Annotated in this window: 13 protein-coding genes; 4 read left to right on the top strand and 9 right to left on the bottom strand. The window is 46.2% G+C overall.

Going from position 1 to position 18,051, the window contains the following annotated elements:
- Positions 1-54 precede the first annotated feature (54 nt).
- The 3 genes from K0H60_RS14460 to K0H60_RS14470 all read right to left on the bottom strand — a co-directional run bounded on the left by K0H60_RS14460 (position 55) and on the right by K0H60_RS14470 (position 2,666).
- Positions 55-594 (bottom strand): YfaZ family protein, encoded by a 540-nt coding sequence (locus K0H60_RS14460; protein ID WP_011717740.1) that lies wholly within the window; start codon positions 592-594, stop codon positions 55-57.
- Positions 595-757: 163 nt separating this feature from the next.
- Positions 758-1,267 (bottom strand): GNAT family N-acetyltransferase, encoded by a 510-nt coding sequence (locus tag K0H60_RS14465; RefSeq protein ID WP_220056165.1) that lies wholly within the window; start codon positions 1,265-1,267, stop codon positions 758-760.
- Between the two features lie 28 nt (positions 1,268-1,295).
- Complete coding sequence (locus K0H60_RS14470; protein ID WP_011626763.1) at positions 1,296-2,666, bottom strand: magnesium transporter; 1,371 nt, start codon at positions 2,664-2,666, stop codon at positions 1,296-1,298.
- A gap of 147 nt (positions 2,667-2,813) precedes the next feature.
- On the opposite strand from K0H60_RS14470, the gene K0H60_RS14475 reads away from it, so the two are divergent.
- Positions 2,814-3,299, top strand: coding sequence for a glutathione peroxidase (locus tag K0H60_RS14475; protein ID WP_011626764.1), 486 nt, complete (start codon positions 2,814-2,816; stop codon positions 3,297-3,299).
- Between the two features lie 599 nt (positions 3,300-3,898).
- Here K0H60_RS14475 and K0H60_RS14480 read toward each other — a convergent pair.
- The 5 genes from K0H60_RS14480 to K0H60_RS14500 form a co-directional block, all read right to left on the bottom strand.
- Entirely contained in the window at positions 3,899-5,713 is a 1,815-nt protein-coding gene (locus tag K0H60_RS14480) for a M1 family metallopeptidase (protein WP_220058177.1), read from the bottom strand.
- Positions 5,714-6,407: 694 nt separating this feature from the next.
- A complete protein-coding gene (locus K0H60_RS14485; protein WP_011623458.1) occupies positions 6,408-7,379 on the bottom strand; it encodes a PstS family phosphate ABC transporter substrate-binding protein in 972 nt (323 codons plus the stop codon).
- Positions 7,380-7,605: 226 nt separating this feature from the next.
- Entirely contained in the window at positions 7,606-8,904 is a 1,299-nt protein-coding gene (gene phoR / locus K0H60_RS14490; protein WP_220056166.1) for a phosphate regulon sensor histidine kinase PhoR, read from the bottom strand.
- Between the two features lie 80 nt (positions 8,905-8,984).
- Positions 8,985-9,674, bottom strand: a complete 690-nt coding sequence (gene phoB / locus K0H60_RS14495; protein WP_011623460.1) for a phosphate regulon transcriptional regulator PhoB — start codon at positions 9,672-9,674, stop codon at positions 8,985-8,987.
- A gap of 185 nt (positions 9,675-9,859) precedes the next feature.
- Positions 9,860-10,804 carry a porin gene (locus K0H60_RS14500; RefSeq protein WP_011717746.1) on the bottom strand — a complete coding sequence of 315 codons (945 nt, stop codon included), beginning with the start codon at positions 10,802-10,804 and terminating at the stop codon, positions 9,860-9,862.
- Between the two features lie 292 nt (positions 10,805-11,096).
- Between K0H60_RS14500 and rdgC the strand changes: the two genes are divergently transcribed.
- Positions 11,097-12,011 carry a recombination-associated protein RdgC gene (gene rdgC, locus K0H60_RS14505; RefSeq protein ID WP_220056167.1) on the top strand — a complete coding sequence of 305 codons (915 nt, stop codon included), beginning with the start codon at positions 11,097-11,099 and terminating at the stop codon, positions 12,009-12,011.
- A 216-nt stretch (positions 12,012-12,227) separates the two neighbouring features.
- Here rdgC and K0H60_RS14510 read toward each other — a convergent pair whose 3' ends face one another.
- Positions 12,228-14,039, bottom strand: coding sequence for a M61 family metallopeptidase (locus tag K0H60_RS14510; RefSeq protein ID WP_220056168.1), 1,812 nt, complete (start codon positions 14,037-14,039; stop codon positions 12,228-12,230).
- A gap of 140 nt (positions 14,040-14,179) precedes the next feature.
- Between K0H60_RS14510 and K0H60_RS20675 the strand changes: the two genes are divergently transcribed.
- Positions 14,180-16,342: a tetratricopeptide repeat protein gene (locus tag K0H60_RS20675; RefSeq protein WP_220056169.1), complete on the top strand. Its 2,163-nt coding sequence runs from the start codon at positions 14,180-14,182 to the stop codon at positions 16,340-16,342.
- A gap of 149 nt (positions 16,343-16,491) precedes the next feature.
- Positions 16,492-18,048 carry a GGDEF domain-containing protein gene (locus K0H60_RS14520; protein ID WP_011717750.1) on the top strand — a complete coding sequence of 519 codons (1,557 nt, stop codon included), beginning with the start codon at positions 16,492-16,494 and terminating at the stop codon, positions 18,046-18,048.
- Positions 18,049-18,051 lie beyond the last annotated feature (3 nt).

The following is an 18,051-nucleotide window of genomic DNA, read 5'->3' on the forward strand; positions in this document are numbered from 1 at the left end:
GGCCGGCTTTGACATCGAAGTGGCCGTAGTGTTGGCCACTCAATAAAAGCGAGATTAGAAGCGGAATTTACCGCCGATGTAAACGCCATCTTCGAAGGTAAAATCACGGGCGTGATCATATTCGAAGGCAATCTTACGGTAACCCACATAGAACGCCATATTAGGGTTCACGCGGTACTGCACCTTTGAATCTAACTCGTATTGACCATCGACATTACCGAAAGACAATACCGATGGCGCATAGTAAGCGGCGGCATGCAAAGAGATATTTGGCCCTAACGCCAAGGCATAACGACCGCCCACTGACACGGCACTGCCGTTTGGCGCATCATCTGCCCATAACTGGCTTAACTTAGCACCGACTTCGAAGTGGTGTACGCCAACATCGTGGGTCATGTGCATTGCGCCTTGGGCAATATGACCGCTATCGTCTGAATAAATATATCCTAATACTGCATTGACATCTTTATTCACTTGCAGCTCTAACTCGGTAGAAACCACATCGTTGTTTAACCCAAGATTAAATTCTGACGCATTCACCTGTAGTGCGGCTGCACTCAATAATAAGACACTTGCTACTCTGAACTTAGCCATAAAAACACCTCAATAATGACTGTGGGTAATGGCGCGGATCATACCGAATAAAAAAAGAAAATCTGCATATTTAGTTGAGAGTCGCGAAGATTTTTGAATTTGAAACCAAACGAAAACCGGTAAAAAACACCAATAAAACCTAAATTAAACAACTCGAAAACATTTAGGGTGCAGGCACCCGATCTCCAACTAAAGATTGCATTATGCCGTCGATATCGACACTTTCCTGCAAAGCTAAGTAATACCAACCTACGGTATTCCCCGTGCCTCTAATACTTAAATAGTTCCGCCAAAAGTGAAATCCAGCTTTGAGTAAATTCACTCGACTGGCATTGTTCTCATCTCGAATGGTGGCAAATAACAGGGCAATCCCCTGTGCTTTAGCCACTTCAATCCGCTTAAGAGTAAGCCCTTGGGCTATGCCACGGCGACGGTACAAAGGCGAGACCACCAGATAACCGAGTTCCCCCACGGGGCCAGAACCTGCCTTAATCGCCGCGCAGCCAACCATCTCACCCTCGAGGGTTTTCGCCAATATAACAGCGCGGGACAGAGTAAAGGACTGATGGTCGAGGGGATGCGCGTTATCATCCCGCCGATCGATTAATGCCGCCGCAGCCGCTAATTCGGCTGCGTTTTGGCAAAGGACAAATTGAATATCGTTTTGATTCATACAAATGAGTTAAACAACCAAAAGCCACTTAGAGATACAGTATCGTCGCCATACCGAGGAAGGTGAAAAAGCCCACCACATCGGTCACTGTGGTTAAAATCACCGAGCCAGAGAGCGCCGCATCTTGGTTAAATCGCTGCAAGACCATAGGGACAAACACCCCGGCCAACGCCGCGACCGCCATATTGATCAAAATCGCGCAGCCTATCACTATGCCTATGGTGCTGTCGGCAAACCACCAGCCCGCCACCAGTCCAATCACAATCGCCCACAGGGTGCCATTGACTAAGCCAATGCCTAACTCGTTCTTCATTAAAGAGAATAAGTTACCCGCAGAAATCTGCCCCATCGCCATACCGCGGATCATCAAGGTGAGCGACTGACTCCCCGCAATCCCGCCCATGGATGCCACTATCGGCATCAGCACCGCAAGTGCCACCACTTGAGATAAGACATTCTCAAATAACCCAATGGTTGCCGAGGCCAAAAATGCCGTGAGTAAGTTAATCCCTAACCATACGGCGCGGCGCTGCGCACCTTTGATGATCGGGGCGAATAAGTCGTCGGACTCATCCATACCCGCGGTCGCCATTAATTGCGCTTCGTAATGCTCACGCACTAAGGCGGTGGCGGCCCTTAGGGTGACACGGCCAATCAGCTCCCCAGCCTCATCGATAACGGGTAACTCAATTTCGCGGCTATGCTCTATCGCCTCGGCAGCATCGAGTAGCGTGGTATCCGCGGTTAAGGCGCGACTGTCTTCCGATAACAGTGAAATCAGCGGCTCAGAGGGATCATGCTTGAAAATATCATAACGTCTGACCGTACCGAGATATTTATCCGCCTCATCGACAATAAATAAGTTGTCGTTACAGTCGAGTTCGATTCGCCTGAAAAACCGCTGCGCCTGAGCCACAGTCGCCTTATCGCTGAGCACTAACATTTGATGATCGGTATAACGACCAATCTCATTTTCGGAATATTGGTCGTACAGCTCGAAGCGCTGCCGCTGACGTTCGCCCATTTGCGCCAAGGCGCGGTCGGTAAAACTTTCGGGGAGATAATCACTCCACTCAATCAAATCCTCAGGACTGAGCTGCGCAAACAGCAGATCCACCTCATTGTCGGGCATCTGCTTTAAGATCCCCATACGCGGATCGGCGCGCATTAAACTCAGCACAGTCACACGGTCACTAAACTCAACCTGTTGCCAACGCTCGTAACGCTCGTCTAAGGGTAATGACTCCAGCACTAAGGCAACCGTGCCAGGCTCAGCTTCATTTAAAATTTCACTGAACACTTCTGCCTGTTCTTCACCTTCAACTTCAGTGAGTTGCTGAACAACCTGCCCGACATCGGCCTGTGTGTTTGTTTCGTATTCGGCTTCATGTTCAGTCACATAAATGCCCTTCTGCTGAGATAAAAATTAGCGTAACTATATTGATATTGAAGAAGATTAGCAAACCCGCAAAATAAATTGCACACAAATAAATTGATAACAACCAAACTATTATTTATGCTAATCATCACACCTAAGGAGGTAATGATGACATCGACTATCTATAGCCATAGCGCAAACGACATTCAAGGCAATCCAACGGCACTGGCGCAATATCAAGGCAAAGTGATCTTAATTGTGAATACCGCCAGTGAGTGCGGTTTTACACCACAGTACAAGGGCTTAGAGGCGCTCTATCAAAAATATAAAGCGCAGGGATTGGTGGTTTTAGGCTTCCCATGCAATCAGTTTGGCGCCCAAGAAAAAGCCGATGAGAAAGGCATCCAAAGTTTTTGTGAACTCAACTTTGGCGTGAGCTTTCCGCTGTTTTCGAAAATCGAGGTAAACGGTGAGCACACTCACCCTTTATATCAGTACCTAAAAAAAGCCGCGCCGGGCGTATTAGGCACAGAACGCATTAAGTGGAATTTCACTAAATTCTTAATTAATCGTCAGGGCGAAGTGGTCGCTCGCTTTGCACCAACCACAAAACCAGAGGCCATTAGTGACAAGATAGAAGCGCTTTTAAAATAATCCGCACGCTATCCCATTGAAATTTTATTATTAAATAAAAAATTTAAGTTATTTTTTATTTTCGATGGAACTTTAATTCTATAAGCCCCTCAAACATATTGAACAGCGAATGTCTTTTTCATGTTCATCATTCTCCCTGGGGCTTCTAGCGCAGCCCCCTTGACCTAGGAATAGGTCACTAGGCAACCGTTTGGTTGCCTTTTTTTATGTCCATGTTTTATATGTAAAATAAATGTAGCTACGCACCAACAACTCAATATGCTGATGCCAGCAAGGCCAAAAATAAATTTAAAAATTTTTAGCCGCCAACTGAACTTTATCAAAAGGTCTTAGTCTGACTATATGTAAGGATTAACAAATCCGCTTTAATGCAGAATTGATTGCTAAATGAAAACTTTAGCAAAGGATTAAATGGATAAAACGCGCCGTTTAATTCAATGAAACAGTTTCAAGTTATTGCATAGAGTCGAATTGGTTGGTCGTTCATCATCATCTCCCTTTTGGGAAGCAATCGAATACACGCTAGCGCACTGCATTCCTTTGTCTCCTACTTTGATTCTTTTATGGCAACCTTAGGTTGCCATTTTTTTATCTGTATTTTACCCCTTCAGCATTCTATCAAGTTGCACTTGAATCGAAGGATGGTAACCCGCCCTCGCACTGGCATAGATTTGTTGTAACTCAGTGTGATAGCCGGCAACTTGCAACTCCGCATAAAGTGGACGAACAAACTTGCCGCGGCCAATGCGCTGCAAATAAGCACTTAACGCAGGTAACACAGGATCATAATGATTGCGGATAGCGACCCTAAACCAATCGCAGGCAATTTCAGCATTGCTAGACTCGGTCAACTTAAAGGTATCGTCCAAATCCATTAATTGCACCTGCGACAACACTTCGGGCAATTGGGTCAAAAAGTACTGCCAATGATGAACTCGCCAACCTTTTACCTTAAGCTCGCTGGCCGCCTTGCCCTGTAAGAAGTCATCCAAGGCACTATCGACCTTATCTAAACTTCGCGATGTGGGTCCCACATAACCTTGAGGCAAACCTTCGCCATAAATCCATTCCAACAGCTCGACTTCACTTATTTTATCGGGATAGGCTTCGACTAAAGCCACTTTCGCGTATTCGACAAACACTTCGGTGGTGATCGCCTTAAAGGCAAAGTGCTGCACATAGGCAAACAGAAACTTATCGAATTCGGTGCGACCGAGGCGATGTTCTAGCTCATGGACGAACATCGATGCCTTATCGTAGGTAAAACGGTTAAAGGCCAGATTAGGGTCGGCCTGCTGCACATTGGCGGGCAGCGTTTGCCTGTGGAGCGGTAAAGCCGCCATTTCTTCTTGTAGTCGGCCAAATTCAATGACCCATTCCAACTCGGCTTGTTCCTTGCCATAGACTTCTTCGACAATCCGATTGGTAAAGTAGGTCGTAAAACCTTCATTTAGCCAGAGATCGCGCCAAGTCGCGTTACTGACCAGATTGCCCGTCCACGAATGTGCTAACTCGTGGGCGACCGTCGACACTAAGCTTTTATCCCCCGCAATCAGAGTTGGGGTTAAAAAAGCTAAACGCGGGTTTTCCATGCCGCCGAAAGGAAAACTCGGTGGCAAGATGATCATGTCATAACGGCCCCAGGCATAAGGGCCTAAGAGGGATTGCGCCACATCCAGCATGTGTTCGGTATCGGCAAACTCAGTCGCTGCGGCTGCCAACATACAAGGCTCGGTATACACGCCGCTGCGCGGACCTATGGCTTGAAAGGCTAAGTCGCCCACCGCTAAAGCCAGCAAATGGGTGGGAATGGGCTTTTCCATCTCGAATTTGAATTGACCTTCGAGCGGTGTATCAGGGTCGTTCATTGCACTCATCACGGCGCGCATGCCCTTCGGCACCTCAACGTGCGCATCGAAGGTGATCCGCACCTTTGGCGAATCCTGCAAGGGGATCCAACTGCGGGCATTAATGGGCTGAGACTGACTAAAGAGATAAGGTAATGCTTTGCCCGCCGTTTGTTCAGGTGTAAGCCACTGTAGCCCTTCAGCCTCCGGTGAGGTTTGGTAACGAATATAGATTCTTTCGCACTGCGCTTGGGGTAACTGGATGACTAATTTCTGCCCGAGAATGTCATCGGCTGCTTCAAGATGAAATGCCAGCGCGGCTTCATCAGTCTTGACCGATAAAATGCTTAAATCGCGACTATCGAGCCATAGCTCGCCAACCTGTGGTTCAAGATAACGCAATGACAGCGTTGCTTCCCCGAGCAGAGTACGAGTCGCAAAGTCGACTTTTAGCGCGAGGGATAAGTGCGTGACCTGCACTTGGTCACTGTTGGCAAAAGAATGGTAATCTCGGGTTAAATCCCATGTTGCGGGGGCGATTGGTATTTGCTGATTTTCTAACAGCATCACTTAGCTAACCTGTGGACGGAAAATTATCTGACCATATTATCAGCCGCTGATTTACTCCTGCGCAATCGAATAAACCTTCCTCACATCCGCATTTTGTAACAATGCTTGAGTCGATAGCTTGCAATAATCAACTTCAACTCACCATAAACAATAAAATTCACATACTTTTCAATGCATAAAGGAAAACATAAAAAATATTTTCAAATATTTTCTATTTTTGCTGAACTAATTTCGCGTCCTTGAGTCAGATATTATGAACCGAATCTTTGCAAGAGTTTCTTCGTTCATCATCATTCTCCTTTAGATGGTTTCTAGCGCGACCGTCCCCGGATTCCGAATTGGAATTTACAGCAACCTTATTAGGTTGCTTTTTTTATGTCCATTTATACCAATCACATTAAATATCTAATCAGTTCAGATGCCTGTGAGGCTCCCGAAGGGCGGGGTTGAACGGGCTTTATACTGCGTTTAAGGCTTTCGACAGAGCGCCACTATGCCTTTAAGCCTTCGCCTTGTCTAAAGCCCATTTAACTCCCGCTGAATGAACAGATATTTAATACGATTGGTATTACAGTCGTCAGCGTCAGCCATCAATCACCCCAAAATGATAACCCCCTACTCAAGTTCGTGATTTAGGGCCCAAAAACAAAAAGGGCCTCCGAAGAGACCCTTAAGGTTTAGCGATTAAGAATTAGAGGCGGATACCTAACTGTTCTAAATCTTTAGCAACTACGCTCTTAGGTAGAGTCACATAACCGTCTTTTTCTACCACTTGCTGACCTTGCTTAGACAGCACGTAACGGATGAATTCTTTTTCCATTGGTGCTAAGTCTTTGTTTGGTTGCTTGTTCACGTATACATATAAGTAACGTGATAATGGGTAAGTACCATTCGCTGCGTTTTCTGCAGTCGCTTCGATAAACTCGTTACCTTTCTTCGCGATGGCAACAGCTTTCACGCCAGCAGTTTTATAACCGATACCTGAGTAACCGATAGCGTTCAGTGATTGAGACACTGACTGAACCACAGAAGCAGAACCTGGTTGCTCGTTTACGTTGGCCTTGAAGTCACCTTTACACAGAGCATGCTCTTTGAAGTAACCGTAAGTGCCTGATACTGAGTTACGACCGTACAATTGTACGTCTTTTGCTGACCAGTTACCGTCAAGACCTAAGTCGCCCCAACGTTGGATATCGCTGCTACCACACTTGTGAGTAGAAGAGAAAATACCGTCAACTTGTTCAACAGTTAAGCCTTTGATTGGGTTATCTTTGTGTACGAATACCGCTAAAGCGTCAATCGCAACACGAACTGCAGTTGGCTTGTAACCATAGTGTTTTTCGAAGGCTTCTTCTTCGTTAGGCTTCATTTTGCGGCTCATAGGGCCGAATTGTGAAGTACCTTCAGTTAATGCTGGTGGCGCAGTAGAAGAGCCCGCAGCTTGAATTTGGATGTTTACGTTAGGGTACATCTGTTTAAATTCTTCAGCCCACAGAGTCATCATGTTGGCTAAAGTATCTGAACCTACAGACGAAAGGTTGCCTGATACACCACTTGCTTTCTCGTAAGTTGGCAGAGATTGATCAACAGATGCCATTGCAGTGGCAGAGAATACACCAGCGGCTGTGAGGGTCATCGCGCCGACAAGCTTTTTCAGTTTCATTATGTGCTCCAGTAATAAGCTAACTAATTTCTAACTTAAGTTTCTTCAGACGCAGCCAGTATCAATCGCTACAATGACAATTCTATGTCCAAGATGTGACACTTAGATGACAAAACACATTTTTCGCATTTTTTTGAAAAAAACCTCGCATTGTTAAAGTGTTAAAAGCAAAACAGGCCATAATGGCCTGTTTTATATGTAAAAATAATATGCGTTTCTTTGACAATTACTTTTTGCGTTCAATCAAATGGGATGGGATCACAAAGCTAAAAGTACTGCCTTTACCCAATTCACTGCTGATATTGAGCTCACTGTGGTGATGACTCAAAGCGTGTTTCACAATGGCTAAGCCAAGGCCACTACCACCGGTTTGCCTTGAGCGCGCACTGTCGACGCGATAAAAACGCTCGGTTAAGCGACTAATATGCTGCGGCGCGATCCCCTCACCGGTATCCGTCACACTAAAGAGGCCACCGGTTGCCACACTGCGCCATTGCACGGTAATTTTGCCGCCGGGCTCTGTGTAGCGAATCGCATTCGAAATCAAATTAGAACAAGCACTTCTAAGCTGTAACTCATTGCCATGGGAGTTAAGTCCCGCTTCACAGTGGAAGCTTAGCTCGTACTTGTCCTGCGCCAGCGCCTTAGCCTCTTCCTTTAAGACTTCCATCAGCTGCGCCATGTTTACGGTGTTCTCAAGGTTAATATCCGCCGCATCTTCGATGCGTGATAACACCAATAATTGCTCCACCATCGACTGCATTCGCCGTGTCTGCTGCTGCATTAAGGCTAAGGGCTTAGCGTTCATCGAATCGGGTTCCGCCATGCTTTGCATCATCTCTAAATAACCCTGCAATACAGTGAGCGGGGTTTTCAGTTCGTGTGACACATTGGCGACAAATTCTTTACGCATACCTTCGAGTTGTCTTATCCGTGTAATATCGCGGGCAATGAGCAATAACTGCCTATCGCCATAGGCCATGATACGGATTTCCAGCAGCCGTCTATCGGACACGGGCGAGGCCAGCTCTAAGGGATCTTTATATTTTCCGGCTTTGATATAGGCCGAAAAATCAGGATGGCGGATCAAGTTATCGATGCGTTGACCATTATCCTGTGGCCAGACAAAGCCTAATATCAGCTGAGCTAACTTGTTACACCATAAGATATTGTGTTCAGAGTCGAGTACAACTGCCGCATCGGGCAAGGCCTCGGCCCCTTGGCGAAAACGTCCTAGCAAGGCGGCTAGTTGACCCACTCGACGACGATTTTTGCCCTGTAGACGGTATATGCCGTTAAACACCCCTTCCCAACTGCCACTGCCTTGGGGAGGTGTTAATTTTCTATCTCGCCATAACCAGAAATTGAGACGCGCTAACTGACGGTAATGCCAGAACACCAGTCCTAGCAATCCAATGATAAGTATCCAGAGGGGTTTCCCTACCAATAAACCAATCAGCAAACAAAGCAGTAAAAACACCGCTAAGCGCGAAAACAGCCGGTACCCTGAATAAGAGTCGAACATAAATAAACCCAGACATCAGGCTAAATAGGAGGAGCACAAGATAGCTTAAAAGCTAACCTGTGCCTATCTCTTATTTGGCACTAAATGCGTGTAGAGAAACGATAACCTGCACCACGAACCGTTTGAATAAGGCGATCATGACCCGATTCTTCAACCGCTTTACGCAGGCGACGGATGTGTACATCCACGGTTCTGTCTTCTACATACACATTGGTTCCCCAAACGTTATCGAGCAGCTGTTCGCGGCTGTAAACACGTTCAGGGTGTGTCATAAAGAAGTGTAATAAACGGAATTCCGTTGGTCCCATATCGAGTACGGTATCGCCAACACTCACCCTATGGCTCACGGGGTCGAGTAACAATCCTTGTACATCGATGGTTTCTTCGAGGCGGGTCGGCGCGCTACGGCGCAACACGGCCTTAATACGCGCCACCAGCTCCTTGGGTGAGAAAGGTTTAGTGATATAGTCATCGGCGCCCACTTCGAGGCCCTTAACCTTATCTTCTTCTTCACCGCGAGCGGTTAACATAATAATGGGGATCTGACGGGTAAACTCATCCTGCTTGAGGCGTTTGGCCAATTGAATACCACTTCCACCAGGAAACATCCAATCCAACAAAATCAGATCGGGGTAAGGCTCCTTTAGCAGCGCAATGGCCGAATCAAAATCTTCCGCCGCAGAGGTTGTAAACCCATGCTGTTCCATTACAAAAGTCAGCATCTCGCGGATGGCTAACTCGTCTTCTACTATCAATATCCTTGCAGTCATAAGTGATTTTCTGTCAGTGAATGTCAACACGGCTATTATTAGTCATTTTTATTACAGATTTATGAATAAGCATGCCGCAAAAGCAATATTGTCGCGATAATTGTCATATTAAGTTTATATAACTGTTTGTTTATCGCAATAAAAAAGGAGGCCTAAGCCTCCTTAATTCAACCTTAATGCTGAGATTAGAACTTGTGTTCTAAACCAACACCGATGTATTTGTCATCGTCGTTAGACGCTTCCATAGAGCGGTTAGTATAGAAAGCAAACACTTTCGTTGGCTTACCTAAGCTGTAGTCCGCACCCACTGACCATGAATCACCTAAGTCTTCCATGTCTTGGTATTGAGCTTTTAAGGTCACTGCGTTGATATCGTAAGCGGCGCTTAACAGGTAACCGTTCACGCTGTCAGTGTTAACAGGTAAAGAGTTTTTGTAAGTTTGTTCCTGTTGTTGGTACATACCACCTAAGGTTAAATCAGCGATTTTACCTTGTACCGATGCACGCAGGATTTCGTAACCTTTTACGTCAGAATCGTAAGCGATAGCAGCGTAGAAAGGTGATTTTTTCAGTTTAGCGTCACCGTACATAGCGGCTAAGCTGAAACCGTCTTGAGCTTGTTGGTCAGCATCGCCTTCAGCAGCATAAGTTGCACCGAATACGAAACCACCGATTGAAGGTGACAGGTAAGTTGCCGTTTGGCCTAAACGGTTTTCACCTTTGAACAGGCTCTTTAAGTCACCTGATAAATCGTTGAACTGGTCAACGTTACCTTGAGAGATCTTTAACAGAGTGTCGTTACGACCAACAGAGAAAGAACCAAATGCACCTTTTAAACCAACGAATTGGTTACGGGCTTTGAAGTTGTCGCTTGTTGCAGCGCCAGTATCAACTTCGTATTCAACTGTGTAGAACGCTTCCAGCGAGCTAGACAGTTCGAAATCGCCCTTCACACCAAAACGAGAAGCATTACTTTGAATAGTTGTTGTAGAATCACCTTTCTCATCATTTGATTGAGCGGTAACGTTCAACTTACCATAAACAGTCAGTGGCTCAGCGGCATAAGCAGAAGCCAGAGTTGCAGAAGCTAGCGCAGAAGCAAGTAGAGTTTTACAAAAAACGTTCATCATTTAATCCTTTCGACGTTATGTTCGTCTTGGTTATTGGTTTGGAACGACCGAAAGTTTGCAATGAATCTGTTTCAGTTTTATTTCAATTGTGACAACTTGGGTCAGCCGCCACGAAGCCGCCTTCCCCCTCAAAGACAAAACCGAGATATACCAAGGGTTACAGCCGGATTTTTTTCAATGTTACATTTTGATGAATTCTGCAACCAAGGCAAAATTTAACGATTTAAGGTAGGTTTACCCCGTTGCAACTATGCCGTAAACTGCGACTTTATTTTTCCAATGAGCGCATCTTATGTGGTTTAAAAATCTTACTCTTTACCGTTTCAATAAACCTTTTTCCATCGAGACAGAAGCACTTGAAACCGCACTCGCCGATTTCACATTCTCCCCGTGCGGCAGCCAAGACGTCAGCAAATTTGGGTTTTCCAATGCCTTAGGTAAACAGGGCAGCACCTTAGTACACAGCGCAAACAATCGTCACCTTATCTGTGTGACCAAAGAAGAAAAAATTCTGCCAGGCCAAGTGATTAAAGAATCATTAGAAGAAAAAGTGGCGCAAATTGAAGATGAAGAAAATCGTAAGCTCGCCAAAAAAGAAAAAGATGCGCTGAAAGATGAAATCATCACTAGCCTATTGCCACGCGCCTTTTCGCGTCGCAGCCAAACTCGCGCGCTGATTTTACCTGAGTTGGAAATGATCCTCGTTGACAGCTCTAGCGCCACTAAAGCCGAAGAATTATTAACCTTATTACGTAAGGCCTTAGGCAGCTTGCCAGTGATCCCATTAAGCTTTAAAGCGCCAGTTGAATCCAACCTCACTCAATGGTTAAAGGATGGCAGCGCGCCCTTACCCTTTGAAATGCAAGATGAAGCCGAGTTGAAATCGGCCGCCGATGAAGGCGGTATCGTGCGCTTTAAACAGCAAGATCTAAAAGAAGATGAAGTACTTGCCCACCTCGAAACCGGCAAAGAAGTGCATAAACTCGCCCTGCACTTTGGCCAATCGATTGCGCTACTGTTGCAATCCGATGCCAGCGTAAAACGTTTAAAATTCTCCGAAGAATTTAGAGCGGGTAATGATGAGCTAGGGAATGAAGATCCAATGGCGCGCCTCGATGCCGACTTTGCCTTAATGGGCAGTGAGTTAGTGGCGCTGATGCACGCACTGGTTTCGGCATTAGGCGGCCTTGAAGAGACTCAAGCTTAAGTCTTAGGCGAGCTTATAAAACACAGCCGCATTTTGCTGAAGCTCCAAACGAGCTTAAGTGAAATTAAGCGAAATAATGTAAAAAGGCGCCGCAGTGGACTCAGTTCACAGCGGCGCCTTTTTAGTCTCTATAACAGAAATAACACTTTGGTAGCCATTCGATGGAGCGATTCGAGTGAGCCAACCTAAAGCCCACTCACTCAAATCGCAAACGAACTAGCTTTTCGTCAGCAGTTCACCCTTATTATCGAACGGCCAATCAATGCCCAGCCAAGCTTTGAAGAAGGCTTTTTGCTGCTTAGTCGCCTTTGCATCGCCTTTTAGCACTAGCTTACCGCTTTGTTTCTCACCTAAGGTTAACGCCACTTGCTTGATTTTGTCGTTGTTAAATAAGGTGATTTCAACTTTATCACCCACTTTAAAGTCTTTAATGCGTTTATCAAAACCTTGCGCAGTCACCTTTAAGCCATTAATCGCGAGGATCTCATCCCCTGCGACGATACCAGCCTGCCAAGCAGGGCCATTACGCAAGACTTGAGAAAGCACTAAAGAGCCATGCTCGCTACTTAAAGTCATGCCAGTAAAAGGCTCAGCTTTGGAGTCTTTACCATAGGACATCACTAATCCCGCCTGAGACAACAGGCTTGAAAACTCAAGGCTCAGCGGACTATTCACATGGCTCTGCCACCACGGGCCATAATCCTTACCCGATAAGTTCTTCAGGATCTGCTTTACATCGCTCACAGTGTAGCCCTTAGGTACGCGGTAATCCTGATAGAGTTTACGGTGCACGTCGCGGTACGAGTGGGCGAGCTTCGAATCCGTCAGCAGAGAGAAATCCAGCGCCAGTGAGGCTAAATAACCTTCGGAGTAAATATTCACACTGTGGTTAATGGCATAATCGCCGCCCGTGCTGCTCCACTCGCCTAAACTGGCTTCGGCAACGGATTGAATTTCGCGCCCCGGTGTCAGCTCACTCTTCTCGATGCGTTTGGCGAGGTCTTCTAAAAATTCCTTAGGCGTCATCACACCTGCACGCAGCAATAACTGACCTTGGAAATAACTGGTCGAGCCCTCAGCAATCCACAACAGTTCGGTCATGTTTTCATGCTGATAATCGTAGGGGACCAGACCAGCCGGACGATAGGCTTTCACGTTCCAGGTATGAATAAACTCATGGGACGCCGTGCTAATAAAGCGTAGGTAATCCTTACGCTCACGAAAACTAAAGCGCGGCAGTTGAATAACCGTTGAGTTTAAGTGCTCGGTCGCGCCGCCCGCACCACTGGTGGCATGCACCATATACACATAACGGTCAAAGGGATAGCCATCCCAAATCGCCTTGGCTTGGCCACTCAATGCGGTTAAGTCTTTCACCACCTTATCGGCATCGTAGTTGCCTTCGCCCCAAAACACGAGTTCATAGTCTTTGTCATTGGCGCTGAATTGCTTGTGGAGACTCACTCCCGTTTCGATAGGGGAATCAATCAACACATCATAGTTAGGGGCAACGAAAGAGTGCGCCGCGTTGCCCGATGACATACCGGAATAACTCTGCCAATGTTCGGGAACCGTTAACTGTACAGCCACTGGGTCTGTCCGAAATTGCGGGCTATAGATAAATACGCCACTGGCATCGAGATAAGCATGGCTCGCATCGATATGACGTACACGTTGACCTAATTCATTGGCGTAGAGCTGATAACTCACAGTCACACTGGCGGGTTTATCGAGGGCTATTTGCCACTCGCCACTGGCGCTACGTTTCCATGGAAGACTGTTACCTTGACTGTCTTTCGCAGTAAATAAACGCACACCATCGGATAGGGGTAACACTTGATATTTACCCGTACGCCACACGGGAAGATTAACCGTCAACTCACCCGCTTTAGCTTCGGGAAAAGTCACACTCACCTGCGCAAGGTGATGTTCTGGTTGGCTTAAATCAATTTTATAATCTACATCGGCTAAAACAGTTGTCGAACCTAATGCACTTAATATCAAAACAGATAATCTACTGGGTTTCACTCTGACTTCCTTCCGTCTTCTGTTATTATGCTTCTTATATTTTTTCCAAGTATAACAAGTCGATGTAGCATCCTCATTAGGCGCTAACAAAAGCTAACAAAATAAGTTCCTTGACTTAGGGAATATAGGGCCACCTACACATGCGTAAATTCATTGTTATTTTCGTGACCTTGTTGATGTCTATTTCGTTTCAAACACTGGCTGCCGATCTCGAAGCCGAAGAAATAGAATTGCGTGAAACGCCGCAGAAGATGTACGACAGGCTCAATCAATCCCTTTCTTTTCCAATCGCCTTTAAGACCCGCGAACAGTTTGAACGTGCCGCCCAAGAGCAGGGCTACAGCAGCGACGAATTCGAGCATATTTTGCAGCTACTGGCGCGATTGAATATGGAGCCGAATGTAAAATCCAAGGTCGGGTTTCAAGACGCTAATACCCTTATCGAATTGCTTGCAAGCATAGCGCAGACGCCCTTCGAGCAAGCCACGGTCGCCATGTTAAAGGGCCGCTATATCGGCCGCACCGAACAAAAATACCAAGAAGCAATCGCCTTTTATAATGAGGCGCTGACACGGATTAACGACAGTTACGATGTCGAGTCCATGCTGCTCAAACACACCATTCATGAACACTTAGGCGGTTTGCACCTCGTTATCCGTCAGGATGTGCCTGCCTTAATGCATTTTCATACCTACCGCGATATCGCCTACAAACTCAGGAACGATTATTTGATTGCGGCGGCCGAGTCAAAGCTCGGGCATTATTACAATAAAAATCAACAACTCACCAAATCATTACAACACTATAGCGAAGCGATTCGCCTATCTAATCGCTCCAATTATCCTTCGATGAAGACCCACCTGCAGCTACAACTGGCGAAGGTCTATCGGGATTTAAAACAATGGGATGAAGCCCTAAAGAACGCCCATGAGGCCGCCGCAGGTTTTAAAAAATTGGGCAATGACACTTATTTATCAAGCTGTATGACAGTTATCGCCATGGTATATGGCGAGCAAGGGGATTGGAACCGCGCTATTGATTACTATCTCAATGCCCAGCAGCTCGATGCTAAACGCGGTAACTACATCGCTCAAGGGTTGAACTTCCATAATCTCGGCCAAGCCTATTCGCACTTGGATGACGAGGCAAACGCCCTCAAATACTTACTGATGGCGAACCAAATCTTTGTTGAAAAACAAAGTCATCACTATTTAGTGTATAACGAGCTCCTAATTGGCGAGATAGCCCAAGCTAAGGAAGATTGGCCGCTGATGATGAGCCACGCCGAAAACGCTTTGGCCCTAGCGACCGATTTAAAATTGCAAGATGAGCAAAAATCAGCCTTGACGCAAATCGCTTTGTCGGCGGAAAAACTTAACGATCAAGCCAAGGTGATAAGCACACAAAAACGCATTATCGAATTAAGCCAAGCATCCGAAAATACCGCGCAGGACTCGTCAGTATCCTCATCGGTACTGGCCGAGCAGCAACTCAAACTTGAGCTCAGTATGCTACAGGGCAAACTGAACGATGCGGTTGAAACCACTAAAAATACCAACAAGTTACTCGCCTTGAGTGGCCTTATCGCCACGCTACTCTTAGTGGGGATAGTTATCCTATTAAATCAGCGCCGTAAAACGAGGCGCCAAAACGCAGCCTTACTCGCGGTAAGTTTGCAGGAGCCTTTTACTCAGCATCAAGGCTATGCCGCACTCTTAAAGGATCTGGCTCAGCCTCCTGCGAATACGCCCACCACCGCCCTCGCCTTGATTGAATTTGGCGAACAGGTCTGTACCGATCTGAATCACGGCCAATACTTTGCTAACGCTATTACCCAACAATTGACTCACCATATAGGCAATAGTCTATTGATGCCCGTCTATGTGATCCGCCAAGGGCTATTTGCCGTAAGATTTACTGAGGCAGTAGAACCGCAGCAAGTATTACACACGCTGCGTCGATACCTTGATGGCAAAGGCTTAAGCCATAGCTTTAACCTTGGCTTGATTAATTTGCCACTGCTAGCCAAAGCAGAGATTAAAATCGCCCCCAAATTACTGTTCGAAACAGTGCAAATGGCATTGGCAGGCGCCCGAAGTTTACCGAATGATGCCAGCCATTATGTGTGCCTAAGGGCCTTGGATTTTGTACCGCCAACACTCTTTGCAAACCCGCTATTCTTGCACTTGGAGAAAGGGATTGAGCGCGGCCTTATTCGAGTCGACACCGATGCTCCTAAGGAGCAGATTGCCTGGCCCTGCTGGGAAAACAACCAAGATAGACATTTATTGGAAAATATTTGATCAATATCGACTATTAATCACAAGGACATGGGCAAACCGATTTGCACTCCACTGCCGTTGTTATAACATTAGTAGCATATGAGTTAACTGCTAATCTAGACAGAGGACGTCATGCTTTTTAGCCCTGCTGAGTTAGGAAAATACTCCGGATGAAGGATTCCAACACGACAGTTTCACAACTGGCATTACTTCAACAGAAACTTCACTCTGCCAAGTTGGCACTCGATGAAGTCAATGAAGATAGAAATGCTAAGTTACAAACCTTACTCCAATTTATTGGCCATTTAAGTCTTGCCTGCAAAGGTCAGAATTTAGAACTGGATAATAAACTCGCCAAACTTCGCCATAACTTGAATACCTTTGAGCGAGTCGATGAAGCGTTGCCGGAATTAGTCGATGTTGAACGCCTATTAAAGGGTCAATACCACCATGTGATGGTACAACTTGAAGAGAGCCGTACTGGGCTTGCGCAGGTGATCCGCCAAATCCAACGGGTAAACTCAGCGCCAGATAAACTCAAAAAAGAAGTTAATTACTTTAAGCAGGATCTCGCCAAACCTTTCCATACGGTGTGGGAATATATTCCTAAAGTAAAACAAATCATTGGTTTCTATGACACCATTTTGCAGCAGCAATTTGAAGAAGCCGAAAAACTCGATGTGCTGCCTAAACACAGGCAGCTCGCCCACGAATTGGCGCAGATGATCTCGGAAATCGAGTTCCGTAAAGATCAACGCGACCAAGTACTGGTCATTAAAGAACTACTCGCTTCGGAAGTCGAAATCGACACCCTACTCGAAGCCTATCAAACGATTTTATCCCTGCTGCTCGATAATATCGCCCGCGAAAAATCGGCCTCGCAAGAGTTTTTATACGCACTAAACGATGCCTTAGCCGCGGTGCGTGAAGTGGTGAGTGAATCCTACAATCACAATCAGCGCAGCTTCCAACTGAAGACTCAGTTGAATCGGGAAATTAATTCGCGCGTGGATAACGTAGGTGAAGCCATTATCGACACCGACGATATTGTCGATCTTAAAGCACAATTAACCGAACAACTTAGCTCGATTCGCTCCGCCCTCGCCCGTAAAGAGGCATTAGAGCAGCGTGAGCAGGCCCTGCTGCGCAAATCAATGGAGACCATGCGCAAAGAGCTGAATGAGCTCAGTAGCGAAGCGAATACCTATAAAGAACGGCTATTCGAGCAACAAAAACTCAATCTATTGGATAGCTTAACTCAACTGCCTAACCGCGCCGCCCTTGAAGAGCGCATGGAGCTTGAGTATCGCAATTATCAACGTCACAGAACACCGCTGTGGATTGCTGTAGCCGATATCGACCATTTCAAAAGCATCAACGACAGCTTTGGTCACAGCACGGGCGATAAAACCCTGCAGGTTATCGCCATGGCATTAAAGAATTCCCTAAGGGATACCGAGTTTGTTGCTCGCTACGGCGGCGAAGAGTTTGTGCTCATCCTGCCTGAAATTGACGGTGGCGATATTGCTCAACTTTTAAACAGAGTCCGTGAAAAAGTAAAAAATATTCCATTTAAATTTAAAAATCAGCGAATTACAGTTACAGTATCTATAGGGGCTGCGCAGGTTATGGGGAATGAGCTCATACATGAAACCTTCGAGCGCGCCGATGCAGCACTCTACAAAGCAAAACATGAAAGCAGAGACAGGGTTGTGATTGACGTATAACAA

This window comes from Shewanella mangrovisoli, from assembly GCF_019457635.1.
Taxonomy (GTDB): Bacteria; Pseudomonadota; Gammaproteobacteria; order Enterobacterales; family Shewanellaceae; genus Shewanella; species Shewanella mangrovisoli.